Source organism: Pantoea graminicola, assembly GCF_048452665.1.
Lineage (GTDB): Bacteria > Pseudomonadota > Gammaproteobacteria > Enterobacterales > Enterobacteriaceae > Pantoea.
In genome coordinates this window covers 363,561-389,202 of the sequence record NZ_JBLWSJ010000005.1, presented here as the reverse complement: position 1 = coordinate 389,202, position 25,642 = coordinate 363,561, and the positions used below count along the sequence as shown (strand labels likewise).

General features: G+C 59.1%; 22 protein-coding genes. 10 read left to right on the top strand and 12 right to left on the bottom strand.

Annotated features, from left to right (window positions below; translation table 11 throughout):
- Window positions 1–116: 116 nt before the first annotated feature.
- From cobA to ACNY69_RS14650, 7 genes are all read right to left on the bottom strand, one after another.
- Window positions 117–947: a uroporphyrinogen-III C-methyltransferase gene (cobA, locus tag ACNY69_RS14680; RefSeq protein ID WP_418798982.1), complete on the bottom strand. Its 831-nt coding sequence runs from the start codon at window positions 945–947 to the stop codon at window positions 117–119.
- A complete protein-coding gene (locus ACNY69_RS14675) occupies window positions 944–3,565 on the bottom strand; it encodes a nitrate reductase (RefSeq protein ID WP_418798980.1) in 2,622 nt (873 codons plus the stop codon). The genes cobA and ACNY69_RS14675 overlap by 4 nt, the downstream gene beginning before the upstream one ends.
- On the bottom strand, window positions 3,562–7,635 hold the full coding sequence (nirB, locus tag ACNY69_RS14670; protein WP_418798979.1) for a nitrite reductase large subunit NirB: 4,074 nt from the start codon (window positions 7,633–7,635) through the stop codon (window positions 3,562–3,564). The genes ACNY69_RS14675 and nirB overlap by 4 nt, the downstream gene beginning before the upstream one ends.
- 10 nt (window positions 7,636–7,645) lie before the next feature.
- Window positions 7,646–8,434, bottom strand: a complete 789-nt coding sequence (locus tag ACNY69_RS14665; RefSeq protein ID WP_293772702.1) for an ABC transporter ATP-binding protein — start codon at window positions 8,432–8,434, stop codon at window positions 7,646–7,648.
- A 10-nt stretch (window positions 8,435–8,444) separates the two neighbouring features.
- Window positions 8,445–9,317 (bottom strand): nitrate ABC transporter permease, encoded by an 873-nt coding sequence (gene ntrB / locus ACNY69_RS14660; RefSeq protein ID WP_111139525.1) that lies wholly within the window; start codon window positions 9,315–9,317, stop codon window positions 8,445–8,447.
- Complete coding sequence (locus ACNY69_RS14655; protein ID WP_418798977.1) at window positions 9,317–10,579, bottom strand: CmpA/NrtA family ABC transporter substrate-binding protein; 1,263 nt, start codon at window positions 10,577–10,579, stop codon at window positions 9,317–9,319. The genes ntrB and ACNY69_RS14655 overlap by 1 nt, the downstream gene beginning before the upstream one ends.
- 260 nt (window positions 10,580–10,839) lie before the next feature.
- Entirely contained in the window at window positions 10,840–12,063 is a 1,224-nt protein-coding gene (locus ACNY69_RS14650; protein WP_418798976.1) for a nitrate- and nitrite sensing domain-containing protein, read from the bottom strand.
- A gap of 243 nt (window positions 12,064–12,306) precedes the next feature.
- On the opposite strand from ACNY69_RS14650, the gene ACNY69_RS14645 reads away from it, so the two are divergent.
- On the top strand, window positions 12,307–12,552 hold the full coding sequence (locus tag ACNY69_RS14645) for a ParD-like family protein (protein ID WP_111139528.1): 246 nt from the start codon (window positions 12,307–12,309) through the stop codon (window positions 12,550–12,552).
- Window positions 12,549–13,346, top strand: coding sequence for a type I methionyl aminopeptidase (gene map / locus ACNY69_RS14640; RefSeq protein WP_111139529.1), 798 nt, complete (start codon window positions 12,549–12,551; stop codon window positions 13,344–13,346). The genes ACNY69_RS14645 and map overlap by 4 nt, the downstream gene beginning before the upstream one ends.
- Before the next feature lie 21 nt (window positions 13,347–13,367).
- Here the strand turns inward: map and ACNY69_RS14635 are convergent, their stop codons facing one another.
- Both ACNY69_RS14635 and ACNY69_RS14630 read right to left on the bottom strand, forming a co-directional pair.
- The gene (locus ACNY69_RS14635; protein WP_111139530.1) at window positions 13,368–14,459 is read right to left on the bottom strand and encodes a diguanylate cyclase; all 1,092 of its coding nucleotides are present in this window, start codon (window positions 14,457–14,459) and stop codon (window positions 13,368–13,370) included.
- 177 nt (window positions 14,460–14,636) lie between these two features.
- Entirely contained in the window at window positions 14,637–14,942 is a 306-nt protein-coding gene (locus tag ACNY69_RS14630) for a hypothetical protein (protein ID WP_293772693.1), read from the bottom strand.
- Between the two features lie 229 nt (window positions 14,943–15,171).
- On the opposite strand from ACNY69_RS14630, the gene ACNY69_RS14625 reads away from it, so the two are divergent.
- The 3 genes from ACNY69_RS14625 to ACNY69_RS14615 all read left to right on the top strand — a co-directional run bounded on the left by ACNY69_RS14625 (window position 15,172) and on the right by ACNY69_RS14615 (window position 16,420).
- Entirely contained in the window at window positions 15,172–15,396 is a 225-nt protein-coding gene (locus ACNY69_RS14625; RefSeq protein ID WP_111139532.1) for a hypothetical protein, read from the top strand.
- A gap of 2 nt (window positions 15,397–15,398) precedes the next feature.
- The gene (locus ACNY69_RS14620) at window positions 15,399–15,641 is read left to right on the top strand and encodes a hypothetical protein (protein ID WP_418798974.1); all 243 of its coding nucleotides are present in this window, start codon (window positions 15,399–15,401) and stop codon (window positions 15,639–15,641) included.
- Between the two features lie 92 nt (window positions 15,642–15,733).
- On the top strand, window positions 15,734–16,420 hold the full coding sequence (locus tag ACNY69_RS14615; protein ID WP_111139534.1) for a RipA family octameric membrane protein: 687 nt from the start codon (window positions 15,734–15,736) through the stop codon (window positions 16,418–16,420).
- Window positions 16,421–16,627: 207 nt separating this feature from the next.
- Here ACNY69_RS14615 and ACNY69_RS14610 read toward each other — a convergent pair whose 3' ends face one another.
- Entirely contained in the window at window positions 16,628–17,677 is a 1,050-nt protein-coding gene (locus ACNY69_RS14610) for an NAD(P)-dependent alcohol dehydrogenase (protein WP_111139535.1), read from the bottom strand.
- Between the two features lie 109 nt (window positions 17,678–17,786).
- Here ACNY69_RS14610 and ACNY69_RS14605 point away from each other — a divergent pair, with 109 nt between their 5' ends.
- Complete coding sequence (locus ACNY69_RS14605; RefSeq protein ID WP_293772745.1) at window positions 17,787–18,179, top strand: winged helix-turn-helix transcriptional regulator; 393 nt, start codon at window positions 17,787–17,789, stop codon at window positions 18,177–18,179.
- A gap of 29 nt (window positions 18,180–18,208) precedes the next feature.
- Here ACNY69_RS14605 and ACNY69_RS14600 read toward each other — a convergent pair whose 3' ends face one another.
- Window positions 18,209–19,030, bottom strand: a complete 822-nt coding sequence (locus ACNY69_RS14600; RefSeq protein WP_293772688.1) for a Cof-type HAD-IIB family hydrolase — start codon at window positions 19,028–19,030, stop codon at window positions 18,209–18,211.
- 253 nt (window positions 19,031–19,283) lie between these two features.
- Between ACNY69_RS14600 and ACNY69_RS14595 the strand changes: the two genes are divergently transcribed.
- On the top strand, window positions 19,284–20,546 hold the full coding sequence (locus ACNY69_RS14595) for a DUF1479 domain-containing protein (RefSeq protein ID WP_418798973.1): 1,263 nt from the start codon (window positions 19,284–19,286) through the stop codon (window positions 20,544–20,546).
- Window positions 20,547–20,611: 65 nt separating this feature from the next.
- On the top strand, window positions 20,612–21,379 hold the full coding sequence (locus tag ACNY69_RS14590; protein WP_418798972.1) for a DeoR family transcriptional regulator: 768 nt from the start codon (window positions 20,612–20,614) through the stop codon (window positions 21,377–21,379).
- Here ACNY69_RS14590 and ACNY69_RS14585 read toward each other — a convergent pair.
- Window positions 21,358–22,374, bottom strand: coding sequence for a LacI family DNA-binding transcriptional regulator (locus ACNY69_RS14585; RefSeq protein WP_293772682.1), 1,017 nt, complete (start codon window positions 22,372–22,374; stop codon window positions 21,358–21,360). The two genes, ACNY69_RS14590 and ACNY69_RS14585, sit on opposite strands and share 22 nt — an antisense overlap.
- A 258-nt stretch (window positions 22,375–22,632) precedes the next feature.
- On the opposite strand from ACNY69_RS14585, the gene ascF reads away from it, so the two are divergent.
- Both ascF and ACNY69_RS14575 read left to right on the top strand, forming a co-directional pair.
- Window positions 22,633–24,081, top strand: coding sequence for a PTS cellobiose/arbutin/salicin transporter subunit IIBC (gene ascF, locus ACNY69_RS14580; protein WP_418798971.1), 1,449 nt, complete (start codon window positions 22,633–22,635; stop codon window positions 24,079–24,081).
- A 37-nt stretch (window positions 24,082–24,118) separates the two neighbouring features.
- On the top strand, window positions 24,119–25,549 hold the full coding sequence (locus ACNY69_RS14575) for a 6-phospho-beta-glucosidase (RefSeq protein WP_418798970.1): 1,431 nt from the start codon (window positions 24,119–24,121) through the stop codon (window positions 25,547–25,549).
- Window positions 25,550–25,642 lie beyond the last annotated feature (93 nt).

Here is a 25,642-nt window from a genome sequence, read left to right as displayed (position 1 = left end):
GTTTTATCAGAAAGCCACTTAGGTTTCCGGCTGCCACTGACAGATCCACAGATCATGCTTCAGGCGTCTCACGCCAGCCGTAAAAAGAGTTCCCTTTTTCCTTCAGCACCCTAAAATCAGGGCACGGCAATTTCACTCATCGCCCTCTCACCTTCATGGGCTGCAACGCGATCCGCACGGTAATAGCGCACCACATCGCCCACAATCAGTAACGATGGCGAGACCGGTTTTTGCTGTTCAACCGTTTCAGGCAACCCGGCCAGTGTGGTGATCAATACCCGCTGGTTCTGGCGCGTACCGTTTTCAATAATTGCCACCGGGGTTGCCGCGCTGCGGCCACATTCCCGTAACCGCGTGCTTATCACGCTGCTCCAGCTTAACCCCATGTAAAACACCAGCGTCTGATTGGTCGCGGTCAGCGCCGCCGCATCCAGCTGCGGTTCGCCGCTGCGCCCGTGCCCGGTAATAAAACGCAATGACTGGGCGCAGTCACGGTGCGTCAGCGGAATGCCGCTGGCCGCCGCGCAGCCCACGGCGGCCGTAATGCCGGGAACCACTTCGCAGACAATATTCGCCTGCTGCAGGCTGACCATCTCTTCCCCGCCACGGCCAAAGATAAAGGGATCGCCACCTTTTAAACGCACGACATTGCGCCCGCTGGCGGCCAGATCCACCAGCAGTTGATTGATCTGAGCCTGCTTCAGGCCGTGGTGACCCGGCTGTTTACCGACATCAATACAGAGCGCGCTGCTGGCGACTTCCGCCATCACCGCTTCGCTGACCAGGCGATCGTAGACCACGACATCCGCGCGTTGCAGCAGACGCAGCGCCCTGACTGTCAACAGCTCCACATCCCCCGGCCCGGCGCCGACCAGCCAGACCTTACCCGGGCTGGACGCGTTTTCCGGCGCCAGCAGTTTATCCAAAGCGTCAATCGCGATTGTCATTCTTCCTCCGGTACAGCAACAGAAAGCAAAAGGTGTTTTAGCTCCGGCAGGCAGGAGCCGCAGTTGGTACCACAGTTGAGCGCATGACCCAGTGCCTGGGTGGTGTGACAGCCCTGTTTAATCGCCTGTAATATCGTGTTTTCCCCGACACCAGAACAGCTACAGATCGTCCGGCCTGCCTCAGCATGCTGTGCCGATTGTCCCGCCAGCAAGGCGTGCCGCGCCGCCGCATTCGACGGTGGCTGGCGAAAAGCCTGTGCGACCTGGGCATGATTGATTGCGGGTAGCGATGCTCCGGCATAAAAGGCCAGTTGCAGTTCGCCGTCGCGCCAGGCCAGCAGGCGGTAATGCGGTTCCGCTGCATGGGCAGTTTGCAGTTGCAGCCCGTCGGGCGGAAGGATTGCCGTGATCCACTGGTCTGGCGAACTGTCGCCGGCCAGGCTGAAACGCTGCGCGCCTTCATAGGGTGTACGCGCCCAGTAGCGCAGTCCGTCAGGCGGGCTTAGGTCGCGCTGCCAGAGCCAGCCCTGCCAGCGGGTGTTGAGCGGCTGAATACGTACGGCGGTTTGTTTGAAAGCGGGCTGTGACGAGACCGGACAGCGGGTAGAGGCCACCAGACTGCCGACCCTGCCCTGCAGGCTGAACTGCCGGTTCCAGTGCATAGGGACAAAGATCTCGCCGCGCCGCAGCCCGCTGTCGAACGTCACGCGCACGGTCATCCAGCCTGATTCGGACTGCACCCGTGCCAGTGCCCCTTCGCACAGGCCATAGCGTTGTGCGTCCTGCGGATGGAGGGCGGCAAACGGCTCATCACAATGCTGCATGAGTCGGGGAACCAGGCCGGTACGCGTCATGGTGTGCCACTGATCGCGGATCCGTCCGTTGTTCATCAGTAATGGGTAAGCCGTTCCGGGGACCACTGGCTGTGGCGTGGCCGGTGGCAACAGGCGGGCTTTGCCATCCGGATGATAAAAGTGGCGGTCGCTGAACAGCCGGGCGCAGCCCTGGGGATAGCGCGCGTTGATCGGCCACTGCACCGGCTTCATCGCGTCCCACTCTGCGTCGCTGATACCCGCCAGGCCGCTGATATCAAAGGCGCGCTGGCCGTTATTCTCAAATCCCGACAACGCCGCATGTTCGCGGAAGATGGCGGCCGGATGAGTCCAGTTAAAGCCTTCACCGAAGCCGAGACGCTGAGCGATCTGCGCGAGTAACCACCAGTCCGGCTTCGCTTCTCCGGCCGGGGGCATGAACGCGCGCTGACGAGAAATCCGGCGTTCAGAATTGGTCACGGTTCCGTTCTTTTCTCCCCAGCCCTGTGCGGGCAGCAAAATATGCGCAAAAGCGGTGGTATCCGTCTGCGCCAGGACATCGGACACAATCACCAGCGGACAGGCCGCCAGCGCCCGGGCAATGCGGTTACCTTCTGGCATCGAAACCGCCGGATTGGTGCCCATAATCCACACGGCTTTGATGGTCCCGCGATCAATGGCGTCAAAGAGATCGACCGCCGTCAGGCCAGGCTCGCGCGCCATGCGCGGACTGCGCCAGAAACGCTGCAAACGGTCGCAATCGTCTGCGGTGAAACTCATGTGCGCCGCCAGCTGGTTGGCCAGCCCCCCGACTTCCCGCCCGCCCATCGCATTCGGCTGCCCGGTCAGCGAAAACGGCCCGCAGCCGGGTCGGCCGATTCTGCCGCTGAGCAGGTGCGCATTGAGAATGGCATTGTTGTTGTCACTGCCGCTTTGTGACTGGTTGATGCCCATGCACCATAAGGTCAGCACGCACTCATGCCGGGCGAACAACCGATAGAATGCAGCGATCAATTCATGGCTGAGATCACAATGGGCTGCCACCGCCGTACAATCCCACCGCCGCGCGGCCTGCAAGGTGGTGTCCACCCCCTCCAGGTGCGGCAGCATCGTGGCGTCAATGCCGCCATGCTGTTCCAGCCAGTGCAGCAGGCCTGAGAACAGCGCCGGATCGCTGCCCGGCCGGAGCGGTAAATGCAGATCGGCGAACTCACAACTGGCCGTACGGCGCGGATCGATGACCACAACCTGCATCTCCGGGCGCTGCACTTTGGCCTGTTTCAGGCGCTGAAACAGCACCGGATGGGCCCAGGCGGCATTCGATCCGACCAGGATAACGACGTCGGCCTGATCCAGATCCTCGTAACAGCACGGTACGGCATCTGCCCCGAAAGCCCGTTTATAGCCTGTCACCGCTGAGGCCATACACAGACGTGAATTGGTATCGATATTGGCGACGCCGAGAAAGCCCTTCATCAGCTTGTTCGCCACATAGTAATCTTCTGTGAGCAGCTGGCCGGAACCGTAAAAGGCCACCGCCTCCGGGCCGTGTGCATCAATAATCCTGCGCAGCCCGTCAGCCGCGGCATCCAGTGCCGTCTCCATGCTGACCCGCTGGTGATGAAGCTCAGGATGAAGCAACCGTCCGGCCAGCGTCAGCGTTTCGCCCAGGGCTGCGCCCTTGACACACAGCCGCCCGGCGTTCGCCGGATGACGGGCATCGCCACTGACCCGGAGCGGCCCGCCCGGCGGCTGCGTGACGTCGACACCGCAGCCCACACCGCAATAGGCGCATGTGGTTTTCATGATGCCTGCGCCATCAGGTTAAGCGGACGGTTCGCGACCCAGACCTGACCGTTCTCCACTCTGACCGGCCAGCAGCGCAACTGATGGTGAGGATTATCAAGGCTCTGTCCGTCCCGCAGGCGCACGCGCTGTTTGTAAAGCGGCGAGATCACGACCGGCTCCCCGGCAACATCCCCCAGGATGCCGCGTGACAGCACACTGGCTTCGCTGCCGGGCTCACAATCCTCCACGGCATAACAGTCCTCACCCATACGGAATAACGCAATACGGACGCTGCCAAGACGGGCTCCGATGCCAGCCTCTGGCGGGATGGCATCCAGGGGGCAGATTTCGCTCCAGGGTTCGGCGGGAAGGTGCATCAGAGGAATACCGGAGGCCTTGTGTGGCTGACGCTGCCCGCGCACGCGCGCATAGTGCAGTGTTTCATCCGGCTGTTCGCTGTTCACAGTGGCGGTAAACAGCGCACGTCTTGAAGGATCGGCCAGCGTGGTCTGCCATTCGCACTGCCAGGTGTCCACCACCTGCTGCATCTCCTGTTCCAGCGCAGCGGCGATCCCCAGGCTGTCGTGAATGACCACCTCACGCAGGTAGTCCAGCCCGCCCTCCATGTTATCCATCCAGACGCTGGTACGCTGCAGGCGGTCCGCCGTGCGCACATAGAACATCAGAATCCGGTCGACGTACCGGATCAGCGTCTCATCATCCAGATCGCTGGCAAACAGGTCGGCATGGCGAGGCTTCATGCCGCCATTGCCGCAGACATACAGGTTCCAGCCATTTTCCGTGGCGATTACGCCGATATCTTTACTTTGCGCTTCCGCACATTCGCGGGTACAGCCGGATACGGCCATCTTGATCTTGTGCGGTGCGCGCAGGCCCTTATAGCGGTTCTCCAGCGCGATGGCAAAAGCAGTGGAATCCTGCACGCCATAACGACACCAGGTCGAACCCACGCAGGATTTCACCGTACGCAGGGATTTGCCGTAGGCATGACCGGTTTCAAACCCGGCGTCCAGCAGGGTTTCCCAGATAGCAGGCAACTGGTCCAGTCGCGCACCAAAGAGATCGATACGCTGGCCGCCGGTTATTTTGGTATAGAGATCGTAACGTGCGGCTACTTCGCCGATGGCGATCAGGCCCTGTGGCGTGATTTCGCCCCCCGGCACACGCGGTACGACCGAATAGGTGCCATCTTTCTGGATATTGGCAAAGTAACGGTCATTGGTGTCCTGCAAGGGTAAATGGGCCGGTTTCAGCAGGTAATCGTTCCAGCAGGAGGCCAGCAGCGAAGCCACCAGCGGTTTACACACTTCGCACCCACAGCCCTGTCCGTGGCGGGTCAGCAGCTCGTCAAAGGTTTTGATGCCATTGACACGGATCAGGTGATACAGCTCCTGACGGGACCAGGCGAAGTGCTCACAGATATCTTTTTTCACGGCGACGCCCAGATCTTCCAGCTGAAACTCCATCACCTGTTTCACCAGCGCAGCGCAGCCGCCACAGCCTGTAGCGGCTTTAGTGCAGCTTTTTATACTGGCCATATCGCCACAGCCATTCTGCACCGCCTGGCAGATATCGCTTTTACTGACGTTATGGCAGGAACAGACCTGGGCACTGTCCGGCAGCGCGGCAACGCCCAATCCTTTGGCCGGCGCGCCATTCATCACGGGAAGGATCAGGGCTTCCGGTGCCGCCGGCAGCGGCATCGCATTTAGCATCATCTGCAGGAGCGTGGCATAGTCGCTGCTGTCTCCCACCAGCACGCCACCCAGCAGGCGTCTGTTGTCGTCGCTGACCACGATCTTCTTGTAAATGCCTTTTGGCCCGTTGGCCCAGTGGTAGCTCAGGCTGCCTGCTGTTTTGCCGTGCGCATCGCCAAAGGAGGCAACCTCTACGCCCAGCAGCTTAAGCTTGGTGCTCATGTCGGCACCGGTGAACTGCGCGGGTTCGGCAGCCAGATGCGCGGCCAGCACGCGCGCCATCTGGTAACCTGGCGCCACCAGGCCAAAAATCTGCCCGTTCCACAGCGCGCATTCGCCGATGGCATAAATGTCGCTGTCACTGGTCTGGCAATGATCATTGATGGTAATGCCGCCGCGCGGCCCCACGCTGATGTCGGCGAGCCGGGCCAGCTCATCACGCGGACGGATACCGGCAGAGAACAGCACCAGATCGGTGGGCAGCTCGCCGCCATCGGCAAAGTGCAGCACCAGACTGCCGTCAGGCCGGGTGGCAATCTGTTCGGTCTGTTTCGAGGTATGCACCGTTACGCCCAGCGAGTCGATCTTTTGCCGCAGCATCAGCGCCCCGCCGTCGTCCAGCTGCACGGCCATCAGGCGTGGCGCAAACTCAACAACGTGTGTCTCCAGCCCCAGTTGCTTCAGCGCATTGGCGGCTTCCAGGCCCAGCAGTCCGCCGCCGATCACCACGCCGCGCTGGCTCTGGCGGGCGCAGGCGGCGATGGCATCCAGGTCGTCCAGCGTGCGATAGACAAAGCAGCGCTCGCCATCATGCCCAGGCACCGGTGGTACAAAGGCGCGGGAGCCGGTGGCCAGCACCAGCTTATCCCAGGCCAGTTCACGGCCCGAGCTGTCACGCAGGCTGCGCTGCTGGCGATCGATCGCCTCTACCCGGCAACCGCTACGCAGTTCAATCGCGTTGCGGGCAAAAAAATCTTCGCTCACCAGCGACAGCTGCGAAGCCGTTTTCCCGGTGAAATAGTCAGAAAGGTGAACCCGATCGTAAGCCTGATAACGCTCTTCACCGTAGACCACAACGTGATAGTGCTGATGCAGGTTACGGGCAACCAGCTGTTCCAGAAAATGGTGGCTGACCATGCCGTGACCGACCACGGCTAATACAGGTTTCATTTGGCTCATCACAGGATTTCCTGCAGCCAGCGGCTGCGTTTCAGGTTCATCAAGGCCGAACAGCGTGTTCACAGAAACCGGTTCGGCGTTATGGAGTGCGTTCAGCAGCGCGCCGCTTCGCTGGCAGTCGCCATACAACAGCACGCCGTTTAATCGGCCGTTTTTCAGGAACAGGCGGCGATAGTGCCCGGCGATCGGATCAAAACTGGTGATGGACGGGGCATCCTCAATGTCGCCAGCGCTGAACAGGGAAATGCCGCTGACTTTGAGACGGGTGCCCGTCGCCGCGCTGTGGAAATCTGCCTGAGGCCGATCGGCCAGTTGCGCCGCCAGAATCTTCGCCTGGGCCAGACAGGGCGCGACCAGACCAAAGGTCTCGCCGCTGATTTCACAACATTCGCCTACGGCATAAATGCCGGCGTGCGCGCTACGCAACTGGCGATCCACCAGAATACCGCGCTGGCAGGGAATACCGGCGGCCTGCGCTACGGCGATTGCCGGCTGAACACCGATAGCCATCACCACCTGCTGCGCCGCCAGCACACGACCATCCTGAAGGATCACACGATCCGTGCGGATTGCCGCAAGGCTGACGTTGAGTTCACAGCGAATGCCGCGCGCCCGGAGCTGAGCCAGCAGTAATTCCCCCGCCCTCACATCCAGCTGCTTGTCGAGCAAACGCGACTGACGATGGATCAGCGTGACCTGGCGCCCCTGCGCCTGAAGTCCGGCGGCGGCTTCGATACCCAGAAAGCCGCCGCCGACCACCACTACCGGGCCGTGCCCCGCCAGCAACGTGTCAACATCCCGCAGCGTGCGAAAGAGGCTCACATGCGGCAGGTCGCTGCCCGGAACAGCGGGTTTGCAGGGCTGCGATCCGGTTGCCATGACCAGCCGGTCCCAGTGCAGGAGGCGCTGGTCGGTGCGTAACGTCCGCTCAGCGACATCCACCTGTTCCACCGTCTCTCCCGCCAGCAGGGTAATGCCGTGATGGTGATACCAGTCAGGGTCGTGGATCAGCGTTTGTTCAGCGGTAGTTTCCCCGGCCAGCAGTGGCGACAACAGCACACGGTTATAGTTGCCGTGCGGCTCACGGCCAATCACAGTGATGTCGTAACGCGCTGGCGCCAGCTGCAACAGGGTTTCAACCATGTGCATACCCGCCATCCCGTTACCCGCAACCAGCAGCCGTTGTTTCATGGTGTCGTCCTTATGCCGCCGTGGTCTGTTTTTCGTAGAGAAAATGCAGCACTTTCTGGCGCAGCTGGTGATAACGCACGTCATCCGCCAGCGCCACGCGTGAACGGGGTCGGGGCAGATCGATCGTCAGGATATCGCCCACCTGCGCCGCCGGACCGTTGGTCATCATCAGCACCCGATCGGACAGCAACACGGCTTCATCCACATCATGCGTAATCAGGACGATGGTGGTGTTCAGCGCCTGCTGGATGCGCATGACGCTGTCCTGCAGATGCGCGCGCGTTAAGGCATCCAGCGCACCGAAGGGTTCGTCGAGCAGCAACACGCGCGGTTTCATGGCCAGCGCACGGGCGATACCGACGCGCTGCTTCATGCCGCCGGAGATCTCACCGGGGCGCTTATGCATGGCGTGACTCATCTGCACCTGGTTGAGGTTGTGCTCGATCCAGTCGCGTCGTTCCGCCTTGTTCATCCTGCCTTTAAACACCTGCTCTACCGCCAGCTCAACGTTCTGATACGCCGTCAGCCAGGGCAACAGCGAGTGGTTCTGAAACACCACGGCGCGCTCAGGGCCGGGGCCCGTCACTTCGCGGTTATCACATAACAGGACCCCGCTGGTGGGTCGGGTCAAACCGGCAATCAGGTTGAGCAGCGTGGATTTCCCGCAGCCGGAGTGGCCGATCAGGCTCAGGGTTTCCCCCTGATGGATATCAAAACTGACCGTATCGAGCGCCAGAAAATCGCCGCCGGAGGTGGTAAAACGCTGGCTGACCTGCTCTACGCGAATGATAGGTTGCATCGTGTTCCCCTTATTTATCCCAGCTAAAGCGACGGGCCAGCAGCATTACTCCCTGCTCAAGCAGCAGGCCGACGACGCCAATCAGCAAAATGGCAATCAGGATGTTTTCAACATTGAGGTTGTTCCACTCGTTCCAGATCCAGAAGCCGATCCCCAGGCCTCCCGTCAGCATTTCCGCAGCCACGATCACCAGCCAGGCGATGCCAATCGACAGGCGAACCCCGGTCAGCACCGCAGGCAGAACGGCAGGAAACAGAATGCGGCGCAGGATGGTCCATTCCGACAGTTGCAGCACGCGCGCGACGTTCAGGTAGTCCTGAGGAATGCGCTGCACGCCTTCTGCGGTGTTGATAATCATCGGCCAGATAGAACAGATAAAAATGGTCCAGCTGGAGGCGGGTTCGGCGCGCTGGAACAGCAGCAGACCAATAGGCAGCCAGGCCAGCGGGCTGACCGGACGCAGTAGTGCGATAACCGGATTAAACATGCGCGCCATAAAGGTAAAACGCCCCAGCAGAAAGCCTGCGGGGATCCCCACCAGTGCGGCGAGACCAAAGCCGATAGCCACGCGCTGCAGCGAGGCCAGCACGTTCCAGCCGATGCCCTGATCGTTGGGGCCGTTGTTATAGAAGGGATCGGCGAACAGGATTTTCGCCGCGTCCCAGGTGGCGTACGGGCCGGGAAAGCCTTTGCTGGAAAGGGCCGCGATCTGCCAGACCAGCAGCAGAAGCAGCACACCGCACAGCGCGGGGATGGCACGCTGCAAAAACGGACGCAGGCGCGCGGGTGAACGCCTCTTTTTTGGCGTGACCTGAAGGGGCACGACCGTAGCGCGGGTGGGCAGCGTATCAGGCTGCGTCAGGGAACGAGTCTGGCTTTTCATCACGACCTCTCTTGGTGGCTAATGGCGAAGCTGGCGGCGTAAGCGGCAGGATTCGTGCCATCCCATACCTTGCCGTCCATCAGGGTGCTGCTGCGCATCTCACTGTCGGGCAGCGTGACGTTGCCGACGGCGCTGGCGGCCTGTTTGTAGATATCGATGTGGTTTATCTGCTTTGCGACAGCCAGATAGTCCGGCTCCTGGGTCAGCATTCCCCAGCGCTTGAGCTGGGTAAGGAACCACATGCCATCGGACAGATAGGGGAAACTGACGCTGCCGTCATGGAAGAAGCGCATGGCGTGCGGGTCCTGCCATTTCTGCCCCAGCCCGTTCTCGTACTGGCCGAGCATACGGCCTTGCAGAATCTCAGGTTTCGTGTTGATCCAGGCGCGCCCGGCCAGCACCTGCGCCGTTTCACGGCGGTTGTCATCGGAGGCATCGATCCAGCGCGCCGCCTCAAGAACAGCCGCCGTCAGCGCGCGCGCAGTGTTGGGGTTTTCTTTCACCCACGCGGCGCGGGTACCCAGAATTTTTTCGGGATGATCGGGCCAAATCTGCTGACTGGTCGCGGCGGTAAAGCCAATATCGTCGCTGATGGCGCGCTGGTTCCACGGCTCGCCCACACAGAAGCCGCTCATATTGCCAATCTTCATATTCATCACCATCTGCGGCGGCGGCACGACAACCGTGCGCACATCCTCAAATGGATTGATGCCGGCACTGGCCAGCCAGTAGTACAGCCACATCGCGTGAGTGCTGGTCGGAAAGGTATGGGCAAAGGTCAGACTGCCTTCAGGCTGACTGTCGATGTGCTTTTTCAGGCTGGCGGCATCGGTGACCTTCTGCGCTTTAAGCTGGTTCGACAGGGAGATCGCCTGACCATTGTTATTGAGCGTCATCAGGTTCGCCATGTCATGCTGCGGCCCGGCCACTCCCAGTTGCAGGCCGTAGATCAGGCTGTAAAGCACATGGGCTGCGTCGAGTTCACCGGAGGTAAGTTTGTCGCGGACGGCTGCCCAGCTCGCCTCTTTGCTGGGTTGCAGCGTCAGGCCATATTTTTTATCAAAGCCTTTCACTGACGCCATGATGACCGGCGCACAGTCGGTCAGCGGAATAAATCCCACCCGCACGGTGGCTTTTTCTGGCGCATCGGAATCCGCCGCCCATACGGCGTTGCGCAATCCCGGCAACAGCCACAGCCCGCCAACCGCGGCACCGGATAACAGCAGTTGACGACGAGACAGTGAAACTGGCGATTTGCTCATTTTTTGCCACCCTCAGGAAATAAAAAAAGGCGTCCTCTCCGCTGCTTTCACAGGGAGATGGACGCCTTTATCCAAAGCACTCGCTTTACCGCCGTTGGCAAAGCAAATACATTTACTCAGTAAGATAAAGCAAACCGCGTGCCAGCTTTTGAAAGGTCCTGCGCGTGGCGTTTCAGGTGTTTACCTGGCGGTTTTTTGATCGATTCTGCACGATGGTGACGCAGATCACGCACAGGCATTGTGCAGCTAACGCTTTAGAGTTATTTCTTCAGCGTGGCCGCCACCGTGACGATCGCCTGGGCAATTTCCGGCAACCGTTTATTCTGATCCATCGCGCTTTTACGCAGCCGTTGCCAGGCCTGCTCTTCACTCAGCCCATGCTGCTGCATCAGCCAGTTTTTGGCCTGGTCGAGTAATTTGCGCTCTTCCAGCGTGGTACGCAGCGTAGCCAGCTCGCTGGCCTGATGCTGCAGACGCTGGGACTGCTCCGCGATCAACGACAGCAGTGAGCGACCGAGCTGGGGCGCCAGCCCGTCGCTGTTCAGCGCACCCGACTCGGCAGGCAGCCAGTCCGCTCCGGAGACATATAACGTAAAATTGCAGCCCGGCTGCGCTACCTGCAGGGGTTCAGCGGCCTGATGTTGTGCCAGTGCGATGGCCTCGCGGCAGCGCGACATCAGCGTGGCTGACAGCTGATCTTCCAGCAATTTCATTTGATCGATACGTTGTGACAGCAGCGAAAACCAGTGCAGTGCGCCGCTGTCGTCCCGCCGCCCGTCAGTACAGGCAATGCGCCGCAGTCGTTCAATTTCGCGGCTGGCCTGCGCCAGCGGTTGCCAGTGCTGTAAAACGGCCTCATCGGCAAACTGCTGGAAGGTCAGAAAACTCTGTTCCTGCGCTTCAATCAAGGCCACCATGCCGCTGCGCTGCGCTGCGCTGAATTGTCCGGCCGCAAAGCCGGCCGCGCCGAGTGCGCGCTCCTGCCCCGCCAGCTCTTTACCCTGCATAAAGCTGAACAGCGCAATGAGCGCGCGCGTAATGTCAGGATGGCTGGCAGTGTCGGCGGCCTCAAAGACCAGGTTCAGTAAGCTACGGATAATGGTGCTGAACGCTGCAACGGCCTGCGCGTGCGCAATCTGCTGTTGCGTAATCTGCTGGCGCAGCGCCGGTAACCCGGCCAGCGCCTGCAACGCGGCGGCGATCAGATTACAGAACCGGCTGTATCCCGGCTGGGCTTCGGCCTGGGGTAAGGCCTCGCAAAAATTCCGCTGGCAGCGCGTCACATCCTGCTCACTGGCGAGCCGCTGCTCGCCGTAAAGTCGGCCTTCAGAACAAATCCACAGATTGCTCGCCCCCCGCTCGCGCTGAAGCTGATGCACCAGCTCGCTGACGGTAGTAATGAGCTTACCGGTCTGGCGAAGGCGTTGCAGGCTGGCAATATCGCTATGCCGTGAGGCCTGTAACCAACTCAGTGCGTCATCCATTGCTGCCCCCTATGATGCAAAAAGGGAGTCAAGCAAAAGCCGTGCCGTTTTCGTACTACATCGAACAGGCTCTCCTGAATCAGGGGAAGCGCCAGACAACAGGGTGCTCTGAATGACGCAGAGCGGCCCCATTCCTGTGACAATCCGTGCGCAGGGTTAAGATGTGGATGAAATTTGTCCTTGCAATGAACAGCGTTATCGACAGACAATATATGAAACATATACGTTTCATATAAGGCTTGCATGGGTATCGTTAAAATCTCCGACCTGATGCACGAGAATCTGCGCATCGCCAGTCAGGCGATGAGCCGCTCGATCAATGCACAGGCAGAACACTGGCTGAAACTGGGTATGCTGGCTGAACTCTACCCGCAGCAGACCCAGCAGGAGCTGGCACAAATGCTGATCCGGCTTGAACTGCAGGGCAGCGCCGATATACGTAATATGCTCGCGAAAGAGAGCCTCACCGCACAGGGAGACGTGTCATGAACAGCGTTAAAATCCATACCGCCGCAGAGATCGAGATGGCGCGCGCAGCCGGTCAGGCGGCGGCCGAGGTGCTCGCGATGATCACGCCTCACGTCCGTCCCGGCATCACCACTGAAGAGCTGGATGATATCTGCCACGACTTCATCGTGAATGAGCTTAAAGTGACGCCCGCGAACATCGGCTATCACGGCTACACCCGCACCACCTGCACCTCGGTTAATCATGTGGTGTGCCACGGTATTCCGGCCAGTAAGAAACTCAAGGATGGCGATATCGTTAATATCGATGTGGCGATCGTTAAAGATGGCTGGTATGGCGATACCAGCCGGATGTATTTTGTCGGCACGCCTTCAGTGCGGGCAAAGCGCCTGGTTGAGATCACCTATCAGTCAATGGTCGCCGGGATCAAAACCGTCCGGCCTGGCGCAACGCTGGGCGATGTGGGTGCCGCTATTCAGCGTGTGGCGGAAGGTGCAGGTTTCTCGGTCGTGCGGGAGTATTGCGGTCACGGTGTCGGGGAGATCTACCATACCGATCCGCAGGTGCTGCACTACGGTACGCCAGGCCAGGGGATGCCGCTGAAGGCCGGGATGATTTTCACTATCGAGCCCATGATCAATGCCGGCAAAGCCGGAACCAGCGTCCTGTCAGATGGCTGGACCGTAGTAACCAAAGATCGCTCACTCTCTGCGCAGTGGGAACACACCGTGGCCGTCACAGAGAGCGGTTTTGACCTGCTGACGCCGTGGCCTGATGGGACCGGCGACTACCCTGCGATCTCATCAGGCGGCTGAGACGTGCGCTCAGGCTGACAGTCAGCTCCTGAATTCACTCAGCGTTTCTGTTGCGCTGGCGTGCCAGATAAGCACATCGTTGCGTCCGGCACGCTTAACCCGATAAAGCGCCTCATCCGCGTATCGCAGCCACGCATGAATCGACGCGGCATCACGCGCGGCGGCAATGCCGATACTGACCGAGCACTGAAAAGTCGGGGAGGCTGGCAACCGCAGCGCCGATATACCCTGCCTGATCTGCTCCGCCAGCCGCCTGATGCTGCTTTCGTCGGCATCTCGCACAATCACGCACAGCTCATCGCCGCCAAAACGGGCAGGCACATCCTTCAGGCCCACGCTGTCACGCAGCAGCGCTGAAATCTCTGCCAGCAGAAAGTCGCCCGCTTCATGTCCGAATGTGTCATTAACCTGCTTGAAGTGGTCGACATCCAGTAACATCAGCCAGGCCTTGCCTTCGCCCCGTTGGGTGCGCAGATATTCGCTTTCCAGCCGCCGCTCGAATAAGCGCCGGTTAGGGATCTTCAGGCCGGGATCCATCAGTGCGATACGTTCCAGCTCCCGGTTCTTTTTGCGCAGACTCAGCGTCAGATTGTGTGACACCACACTCAGCACCAGCAGATACCCGCTGGCAAGCGGCAGAGAGAGCCAGACAGTGCGGGTGCTGAATGTCAGCACGACAGGCGCCCTTTGAGCAAGCCAGACCAGCAGAAAAGCCAGCAGTAAGGCCTGCAGGGCTGATTTCAGCTGGCTCCAGCCGCCAGCGGAGTAGCGATCCGAAATCAGTACCGCCATGATAATGACGGAAGGCAAAGGGCTCAGAGCCATCAGCGCCACCCAGACGCCGCCGAAGGCGGCATCCAGCGTCAGATTCTTACGTTCAAATCCGGTAGGATCGCGCGACCGCAACGCCAGCCTGCAGGCGACATAGGGCCAGATGAACGCGTTGATAAACAGCAGCGCACACACCCCTGCGCTCCTGCCCATCTCCATCAACACAGACAGAATGGGCAGAAAGCAAAGAAAAGTACCAAGCTGGCGCATCATAAACATACGGCGCACAAATCGCGTTGAGCGGCGCTTCAGTTGGGCATCGTCGGGTGTGTAGTAATTCATAGGCAAACTGAAGCAGCGAAAAGTTACCGCAGTTTATCGGCAAATGATAAGGCAGGATATATAATTTGCAGAATATTCTTATTGCATGGGCCACCGTGATTATACTCGCTCTGCCTGAACGCACTCCGCCTGACCTGAGCGGAAAGAGGCCGCGCGCCTGTCCGCAGGCGGCCTCCTTTATCTGCGCCCTTTCGCCACAGAAGCAGACCAGCTGAAATCACTGACTTCACTGGCCGTGAGTGAAGAAGGTTTCTTTTTACGCAGCGGTTTTTTCTGCTTCTCCGCCTGCGCTCTCGCCTTCTCCAGCTTGCGTGCCATCACCTGCTGACGCGCCTCACTGGTAAATTCCCGCTCCTTTTTGCTGTCCGGCTCTTTGCCGGTTCGCTGACGGTATTTCTCAGCCAGCGCCCTGAAAACCTGCTCAACAGCCAGTCGCTCGTCGGCATCGAACTGGTCAATCGAGATCATCTTTTTATCGTTCATAGCGGCATGTCCGGTAGCGGATTGTTAAGGCAGTGTACCGCATTTACGGCCAGCAAACGTGGAGGATGTAGGGCTGACAGTATGCTGCTGATTCTGCCAGCCCGGATAGCGGGTAATTTTTCTTAAACCGACCGGGTAACCCTGCTTAAAGGCGGGTTTTCTCTTAATATAAAACTAATGTTAATCAGGTTAACTCTCAGTGACCACGTACTGCCGGGGAGCTGAAGGCATGATAAAAGGGACCGATCGCCTGTCACAGGCGCTATTACGGCGACATGGCATTGGCGTTAAACAGAAACGTATCTACTTCCGGGGCAGAGATCTGCTGTTTCAGCTGCGCAACGCCCGCTATGATGTATTCAGTGGCGACCGCTGCATTGCCACCGTCGAAACGAACAACATCAACGACGCGATTAAGCAGTTTAAAACGCTGGACAACCCTGGAGAGAAATAGCCATGCCGGACTATCGCCTTTTTCAGAAGGATCAGGTAATCAGAGCGGTAAATATTCTGCGCCCGGACCAGCAGGACGCACTGATCCGTGATGGCTATCGCCTGCTCTGGAATGAGATCCATGCAGATAACGCAGAAGCCGCCGAGCTGCGCTATCAGCAGCTGCGGGAGGAAGATGAGAAGTGCGCGCAGGGATTTGCTACGGATTCTGTGGTAAGCAGCCTGCTCAACCTGATAGCCCGATAAGTCAGCACGGTCAGGCAGTGTAGAGCCAAAGTTACTGTTAATTCATGCCGTGCTGATTAAACTAGGGAAAATTCCCCGACTACAGGTTTCCGATGAAGATCACCATTCACGAAGAAGATGAGCTGTTTATGCACAACTTCTTTGCTGCGCCCTGCCACACCTTCGAAACAGACTCCCCTGAAGCACATCAGCTTCAGCAATCGCTTCATCTGGCTATCCGGCAGAAAGCGGCGGAGTCGCGTGAAGACGGGAAGCGCAGCCTGACGTTTATCCTGCTGTTTCTGTTTCTTTATGCTGCGCTGGGGGCGTCGCTGACGCTGGATCTCAACAGCACGCCCACGGCGCACAAGAGCATTGAATATGCGCTGGAAGCGATTCCGGTACTTATCGCCTTTTCCGGCTTTTTTGTCTCTATTCTCTATCTTTTCCTGACCCGCGCCAGTGCCAGGAAGCAGCGCAACTGGGAGAAAACTATTCTGGTGCTGGAAAAGTACACAATTGGCAACCTGTTTAAGGCGACCCACACCCAGGGCGGTGGCACCAGTAACTACTCTGTCCCTAACCTCGCCATTTCGCTGGCCCTCTTTATCTGCGTCACCTGGCTGGTGATCTACAACTATCTGACCTTTACCACCAGCGGTGTGTTCGGCAGCGTGATCTCGCTGTTTATCAGCACCATGGTCTATGTCATCCTGGATATCCAGCTGCTTAAACCTTTTATCCATGCTGCCGTAACCGTTGAGACGGAAAAGCAGGACGAAGAGAAAGAGCAGGAATAACGCGACTCCTCAGCCATGACCCGGATACCCGGTTCCCTGCCGGGTATTTTTTGCCGCCATAAATCCTCTGCATAACTGATGCGTATCCGGTGCCAGGGAGTGATAACGAATCAGCCAATAGTATGTTGTAACTACAAACAGTCCGGCTCCCTCATCACGAACTGCCCTGTCCCGATTAAAGCCCGCCGTCACAGCGGGCCCGCGATTTTACCAGTGCGTTTTCTGCATATCGATAACGAAACGATATTTCACATCGCCCTTCAGCATGCGGTTGAAGGCGGTTTCGATCGCGTCGCCCGTGATCATCTCCACGTCAGCCGTGATGTTGTGCTGACCACAGAAGTCGAGCATCTGCTGAGTTTCCTGAATGCTGCCAATCGAGGTACCGCTGATGCTGAGACGACGGAATACCATCGGCGTGACGTTCGGTGAAGGGTGCGGCTGATCGGGAATGCCCACCAGCACCAGCTGGCCGTTGGTTTTCAGGGCGTTCAGATAAGGATCGAGGTCATGCGGCGCCGCCACACAGTCGAGAATGATATCCAGCGACGCCTGGCAGGCTGCCATCTGTGCGGCATCGCGCGAGACCACCACGTTTTTTGCCCCCAGTCGCAGTGCATCCTCACCTTTCGACGGAGACGTGGTAAACAGGGTAACGTCTGCGCCCAGCGCGCTGGCTAGTTTCACCGCCATGTGGCCCAGTCCGCCGAGTCCGACGACCCCCACACGATGGCCCGCTTTAATATTGAAGTGCTGCAGCGGCGACCAGACCGTGACGCCCGCGCACAACAGCGGTGCCACCGCGTTCAGTGCCAGATTGTCCGGCACGGTGACCACAAAATGCTGATCGGCAATCACATACTGCGCATAGCCGCCAAAGGTGGTGTGGCCGGTGTATTTATCGGTGCCGTTATAGGTCGGCGTGAACCCGGCTTCACAATATTGCTCTTCCTGCTGCTGACAGAAGTGGCATTCACCGCAGGAGTCGACCATCACACCCACCCCCACCGTCTGCCCGATGGCGAATTTAGTGACATTGTCACCGATAGCGGCGACCCGGCCCACGATTTCATGGCCCGGCACCAGCGGATAGCGGCTGACGCCCCACTCGTTGCGCGCCATATGGAGATCGGAATGGCAGACGCCACAGTAAAGGATTTCGATTCTGACGTCGTCAGCCTGCAGTTCACGAATGTCTGCCTGACCGGCACGCAGCGGCTGGTCGGGCTGTGTCGCTATCAGCGCGTTAATTTTCATCGGTTACCTCTTCTTGCCTGGTCGTTCTGAAGAAAGCGGGACACTATAGACATACAGATACCGGTTTGGTAGTAGTTACCTTTTGGTTACCACTCTCTGCGAGGTCATGATGCCGGTCTGGGTCGAAGGAAAACTGTGCTTTTATGCGGATTCACCCCCGCGTCGTCTGCTGGAACTCTTTTCGGTGAAATGGAGCACGATGGTGCTGCACGCCCTCTATCACTGGCCGGAACATCGGGCGCGAACCGGTGAACTTGAGCGCAGTCTGCAGGGCATTTCGAAGAAGATGTTGATCCAGACGCTGCGCGAACTGGAACAGCGCGGACTGGTCGCCCGGCAGGTCTATCAGGTGGTGCCGCCCAAAGTTGAGTACAGCCTGACCGCGCTGGGGCATACCTTTACCGGGCCAATCGAACAGCTCTATCAGTGGGGGCTGGAGAATCAGGCTGCGCTGGATGCGATGGAGAATCATCTGCGCAGCCATCAGGAGCGTGACGGCTGACGGGCCGTCAGGCCGATCGCCGGGGGATGTCAGTCGAACGGAAATTCACGCGCCAGCACGCGTGAGATGACATTCAGCGCGCCTTCATCGTTGTTACTCTGGGTCTGATAGCGCGCCACCGCCGACACCGCCTCTGCCGCGTTCGCCATGGAGAAGCTGAAGCAGGCCTGACGAAGCATCTCGATATCGTTGGCGCTGTCACCGATCGCCAGCACTTCGCAGTCGCTGATGCCCCATTTTTCCTGCAGCAGCGCGATACCGTGGGCTTTATGGCAGCCGGGAATAATCAGGTCAATAAAGCCAAAGCCGCTTGAAACCGGATGCATAATATTTTCCAGTTCGCCCAGCGAGGCATGCAGTCGCTGCAGCAGGGCATCGACCCCTTCATGCTCCAGCTTCAGCGAGAATTTAAAGATGGTGTCATCGATAGCGTAGAGGTCATCGCGTTTCTCCAGCCGGTGATAGTGGTTCGCGAGCCGGGCCATCATCTCGTCCGACGCGGAGCTGTGCATATAGGCACTGTTGCGTCCACAGACCACCACCGCGATATCGGGTTCATCCGCCAGGATATCCAGGATCTGATGCACCTTCTCCTGGGCTAACTCGCCGCAGAAGATCTCTTCATTGCAGTCAGAGACCCAGGCACCATTTTCTGCCACGAACGCAATTTCATCTTTGATGTCCGGGAAGTAGCGCTGCAACTGGTAGTACTGGTTTCCACTGGCGACCACAAAGCGGATGCCTTTCTGCTTCAGCAGTGCATACTGACGTGAAAACCGCTGAACGTTGTACTGCTTATTATCGTCCAGAAAGGTGCCATCCATATCCACCGCAATCATCTTAACCGCCATTTCACCTGCCCCTTTGTGTTTGCCGTCTGATCCTTTCGGCTGATTGATTTGATTTATGAAGCTTACCCGCTGGGTGAATTAATGAGAATGCAAATAGTGACTTTGCTAACGGCTTTCGGAGCGTTCCGGTTCCACCATTGTGTTATGACGCACAGTTTTTTCCGTTAAAAGGATGTTAATGTCAGCACGTAAATTATGAATGAAGGTTATTTTAATTACGTTCGTAACTCAACCCCGTCAGCAGGAGCCTGAGATGCAGAAATCCGTCCGTTCCACCCCGTTGCCCGAGGATGTCGGAAGTGCGATCCGCGCCCTAAAACAGCAGCTGCGCACGCAGATTGGCGATGTCGATGCCCTGTTCCGCCAGGTGTGCGACAACATCACTGCAGCGATTGCAGCGGCAAAAGCCGATGAACAGCGAACGGGCAGCGCCTGGCCGATCGTGCCGATGCAGGAGATTGCCGCAGGCACGGTTTCAGAAGAAACCCGATTGCTGATTAAATGTCGCGGCTGCGTGGTAATTAAGCAGCATTTTGCGCGTGAGCAGGCGCTGGCCTGGGATAAGTCGATGCTCGACTATCTGGACCACAACCGGTTCGATCAACAGTATCGCGGGCCGGGCGATGACTTTTTCGGTTCGCTGGCCGCCTCACGGCCCGAAATCTACCCTATCTACTGGTCGCAGGCGCAGATGCAGGCCCGGCAGAGTCCGGCGATGGCCGACGCGCAATCTTTTCTGAACCGTCTCTGGAAATCGGAATCGCAGGGTCAGCAGTGGTTCGATCCGGATGTCAGCATTATCTACCCCGATCGCATCCGCCGCCGGTTGCCGGGCACCACCTCAAAAGGCCTGGGGGCGCACACGGATTCCGGGGCACTGGAACGCTGGCTGCTACCCGCTTATCAGCAGGTTTTCGGCAAGCTCTTTCAGGGTGATTTTGCCGCATACGATCCCTGGGATGCCGCGCACCGCACGGAAGTGGATGAGTACGATCTGCCCGGCACCACCAAATGCTCGGTGTTCCGTACGTTCCAGGGCTGGACGGCGCTCTCAGATATGATCCCGGGCCAGGGTCTGCTGCATGTGGTTCCGGTGCCGCAGGCGATGGCCTATGTGCTGCTGCGTCCGCTGCTGTCTGATGTGCCGGAGGAGGAGCTGTGTGGCGTTGCGCCCGGACGGGTGTTGCCGATCAGCGAACAGTGGCATCCCCATCTGATGGCCGGACTCTGTTCGATACCCGCTTTAGAGGCGGGCGATTCGGTATGGTGGCACTGCGATGTTATCCATGCCGTTGCGCCGGTCGAGGATCAGCAGGGCTGGGGCAACGTGATGTATATTCCTGCCGCACCCCTGTGTGAGAAAAACCGCGCCTATGCCACACAGGTCGCGCAGGCGCTGGAGCAGGGCCGCTCGCCGGGAGACTTTCCGCCGGAGGATTATGAGGCGACCTGGGAAAACCGCTTTACCCCGGCCGACCTTAATCTTCACGGCCGCCGGGCGCTGGGGCTGAGCTAATCCGCCGCACGGACGCCGGGTAAACCCTGCTACACTGAAACGCCTGTTTACAGCGAAACGCTATTATGAACCCGCGACATCATCAAATCATTCAACTGGTCAATAGCCGGGGCAGCGTGCCGGTCAGCGTGCTGGCGCAGCTTACCGGAGTGTCCGAAGTGACGGTGCGTCAGGATCTCACGCTGCTGGAGCGCGATCGGCTGCTGCGCCGGGTTCACGGCTCTGCGCTGGCGCTGGACAGCGACAACGTCGGCACCCGCATGAACACCCGCTATCCGGTTAAACAGGCGCTGGCACGTTGTGCGGCCAGCCTGGTTCAGCACGGTGAGTCAGTGTTTATCGAAGGCGGCAGTACCAACGCCCTGCTGGCGCGGGCGCTGGCCGGGCGGGCCGATCTCACGCTGATCACCGTCAGCCACTACATTGCCCAGCTTCTGCGTGAGGCAGCCTGCGAGGTCATCGTTCTGGGGGGCTTACTGCAGAAAAGCAGTGAGTCAGTGGTCGGCCCGCTGGCCCGCTACTCCATCCAGCAGGTTCATTTTCACCGGGCGTTTGTTGGGGTGGATGGGTGGCATCCCGAAACCGGTTTTACCGGCCGTAATATGCTGCGCTGCGATGTGGTGGACGCCGTCCTCTCTAAAGGCGCGGAGAGCTATGCTCTCACCGACGCGTCTAAGTTCGGTCAGGTTCACCCCTATCCGCTCTCTTCCGGTTATCAGGTCGGACATGTAATTACCGACGAAACGCTGGATAGGTTAACGGCCGCGCAACTCCGGGAACAGGGGATCGCGGTCAGCCTGGTCGCGGCAGATCAGCCAGACCCTGGCCCCTGAGCCACGGAATCGCGCAGCATCAGGCTGGCGGTGAAGGGAGCCTGTGGGTGCCAGTCTCCGCCATCCAGCATGGTCAGCAGACGGTGGATCGTCTCATCGATCATGTCGGTGACCGGCAGCTTCATGCTCGAAAGCGACGGCGTGATGTAAGGTGCCAGCGGGATATCATCGAAGCCAATCACCGACACCTGGTCAGGCACCGCGATCCGGCACTCCGTCAGACGTTTGATCGCTCCGATCGCCATCTCATCATTGCTCGCCACCAGCGCGCTGAAGCTCACCCCGCGCGCCAGCAGCGTATCCACGGCGGCCATGCCGCTCTGTGCCGTCCATTTCCCGGTCACGATGCGGTCCGGATCGGCGTCAATGCCCTGCGCAGCCAGCGCGGCGCGATAGCCAGAGAGGCGCTCGACGCCCGTCGGCGAGTCCAGCGATCCGGTGATGAACGCAATCTCCCTGTGTCCCTGCGCCAGCAGATGGCTTACCGCCCTGGCGCTGCTGGCGTGCTGATCGCTGTAGATGCAGTAGCTCTGATTAACGCGCAGCCGCCGGTTAATGACCAGAATCGGCTGTGTATGCCTGGAGATGATCGCATCCAGGGCATCGATGCTCAGAAAACGCGGGTAGATGATGATGCCGTCGCAGCGCAGATCGAGCAGAAACTGAATCGCCGCCTGCTCCTGCTCTGCCGTGTGTTTTCCGTCCGCCAGAATAAGCTGACGGCCCTGCTGCTCCAGGAGGCGCGCGGAGTGCGCCATCAGCTCTGTAAAGTAGCTGCCGCTGTAGAGCGTGTTGGTGATCACCAGTCCGATCGTCTGAGAGGTGCGGGTCGCCAGATTCCGCGCCAGCAGATTGGGCCGGTAGCCGGTTTCAGCGATGGCCTGCAGGACCTGCTCCCGTTTTTGCTGGCCGACATAGCCATTGCCGGAGAGCACGCGTGACACGGTCGCTTTTGAGACGCCCGCCCGTTTTGCCACTTCCTGAATCGTTGCCATGATGCTGCTCCTCTGCTGCGTCCGTCATGCAGTCTACCTAAGCCTCTCAATATTGGAAATATTATCCCGGCGCAGGCGCGGACGCCGCCGTGCCGTCCAGGTGATGCACCTCACAAAACCGAAAACTGCCTGATTTTCACGCTTGCCGCGACTGATAAAGCCCTTCATGATTTTGTGAAACCGGTTTCCTATCGGCCTGTCCGCAGGCGCATAAAACATAAAAACTTTGACCGATTTACCCTACAGAGAAGAACGATCATGTCCCTAAATTATGCCGCGGCCTCACGCGCCATCGTCGATGCGCTAGGCGGCCTCAACAACATTGAAGCCGTGACTCACTGTATGACCCGTCTGCGCTTCGTGGTGAAGGATGAGGCGCAGATTGATTACCCCAGGCTGAAAGCGATCCACGGCGTGATGGGCGTGGTGCATAACGATACGCAGTGTCAGGTGATCATCGGAAACAATGTCTCGCAGGCGTATCAGGCGGTGCTGGCGCTGGGCTCACCCGATGCCTCATCCGCCGCGCCGGTGAAACGCAAAATCACCCTCAGGAGCATCGGCGCCGGCATCCTGGACGCGCTGGTCGGCACCATGTCGCCACTGATCCCGGCCATTATCGGCGGGTCGATGGTGAAACTGCTGGCGATGATTCTGGATATGGCGGGGCTGTTTGAGAAAGGCTCCTCCACGCTGGTGATCCTCAACGTCATTGGCGACGGCGCGTTTTTCTTCCTGCCCGTTATGGTCGCGGCCTCGGCGGCGCTGAAATTTAAAACCAACATGTCGCTGGCGATCGCGATCGCCGGGGTGCTGGTACATCCCACGTTTATCGACCTGATGGCGAAAGCGGCGCAGGGGCAGCCGGTGGCGTTCGCCCTGATCCCGGTGACGGCGGTGAAATATACCTACACCGTTATCCCGGCGCTGGTGATGACCTGGATCCTGTCGCACATTGAGCGCGGCGTGGATCGCATCACCCCTGCCGTGACTAAAAACTTCCTTAAACCGATGCTGATTGTGCTGATTGCCGCGCCCATCGCGATTGTGCTGATTGGCCCGATTGGCATCTGGATCGGCAGCGGTATCTCTGCGCTGGTCTATACCGTTCATGGCTATCTCGGCTGGCTTTCCGTGGCGATTATGGGGGCGATCTGGCCGCTGCTGGTGATGACCGGGATGCATCGGGTCTTTACGCCAACCATTATTCAGACCATCGCCGAAACCGGTAAAGAGGGCATGGTGATGCCGTCAGAGATTGGCGCCAACCTGTCGCTGGGCGGATCCTCCCTGGCGGTGGCGTTTCGCACGAAAAACCGCGAGCTGCGCCAGACCGCGCTGGCCGCAGCCGCCTCCGCCATTGTGGCGGGCATTTCAGAACCGGCGCTGTATGGCGTTGCGGTTCGCCTGAAACGGCCGCTGATCGCCTGTCTTATCAGCGGATTCATCTGCGGCGCAGTTGCGGGAATCGGCGGACTGGCCAGCCATTCGATGGCCTCACCGGGCCTCTTTACCAGCGTCCAGTTCTTCGATCCCGCCAATCCGATGACGATTGTCTGGGTCGGCGCGGTGATGGTGCTGTCGGTGGTGCTGTCGTTTGTCCTGACGCTGCTGCTGGGTTTCGAGGATATCCCGGAGACCGAACCGCAGGCTGCACCGCAGCCATCATCCGTGACTGAACGCACCAGTGCGGTTAACAGCCATTAAAGGAACCGGTCAACGCGACCAGAACAAAGAGGATTGCATGTCTGAATCAAGGTTTCCGCAAGGATTTTTATGGGGTGGCGCGCTGGCCGCGAACCAGAGTGAAGGCGGTTTTCGCGAGGGCGGAAAAGGCTTAACCACCGTCGATATGATCCCGCACGGGCCGCATCGTATGCCGGTCAAGCTGGGGCTGGAAAAGCGATTTACCCTGCGTGACGATGAGTTCTATCCCAGCCATGAGGCTATCGATTTCTATCACCGCTTTCGGGAAGATATTGCGCTGATGGCGGAGATGGGGTTCAGCGTGTTCCGCACCTCGATTGCCTGGAGCCGTCTCTATCCCAACGGCGATGAGCCGGAGCCGAATCCGGCGGGCATCGCCTTTTATCGCGCAGTATTTGAGGAGTGCCGGAAATATCATATCGAACCGCTGGTGACACTCTGCCACTTTGACGTGCCGATGCATCTGGTTACCGAATATGGCTCATGGCGTAACCGGAAGATGGTCGACTTCTTTGCCCGCTACGCCCGCACCTGCTTCGAAGCCTTTAATGGCCTGGTGAAGTACTGGCTGACCTTCAACGAGATCAACATTCTGCTGCACAGCCCCTTTTCCGGCGCGGGCCTGGTGTTCGAACCGGGCGAGAATCAGGAGCAGGTTAAGTATCAGGCGGCGCATCATGAACTGGTCGCCAGCGCGCTGGTGACACGCATCGCCCATGAAATAAACCCGGCGAATCAGGTCGGCTGTATGCTGGCGGGCGGAAACTTCTACCCCTGGTCAAGCAAACCGGAAGATGTCTGGGCGGCGCTGGAAAAGGATCGCGAGAACCTCTTCTTCATCGATGTGCAGGCGCGGGGGGCGTATCCCGCCTATACCGCCCGCCTGTTCCGGGAAAAGGGGATCACTCTTGATGTCGCCGAGGGGGATGATGAGATCCTGAAGAACAGCGTTGATTTTGTCTCGTTCAGCTATTACGCCTCACGCTGCGCCTCGGCAGAGATGAACGAGCAGAACAGCAGCGCCGCCAATGTGGTGAAATCCCTGACTAACCCGCATGTGCCACGCAGCGAATGGGGCTGGGGCATCGACCCGCTTGGTCTGCGCATTACCATGAACATGATGTATGACCGCTATCAGAAGCCGCTGTTCCTGGTGGAAAATGGCCTGGGCGCGCGCGACGAAATCGACGATAACGGCGGGATCGACGATGACTACCGCATCAGCTATCTTCGTGAACATATCCGCGCAATGGGAGAGGCGATTGAAGATGGCGTGCCGGTGCTGGGCTACACCAGCTGGGGCTGCATCGACCTGGTAGCGGCCTCAACGGGTGAGATGAGCAAACGCTACGGATTTGTCTACGTTGACCGCGACGATCGCGGTAACGGCACGCTGGCGCGCACACGTAAGAAATCATTCTGGTGGTACAGGAAAGTGATCGCCAGCAACGGCGGCGATCTGGAGTGACACCGTCACTCAGGGCCGGTAACGGACCCGGCCGCCGCAGAGGCTGAGACGCTGAACGGCCTCTCTGCCGATTGTGCTCCGGCAGAAATTATC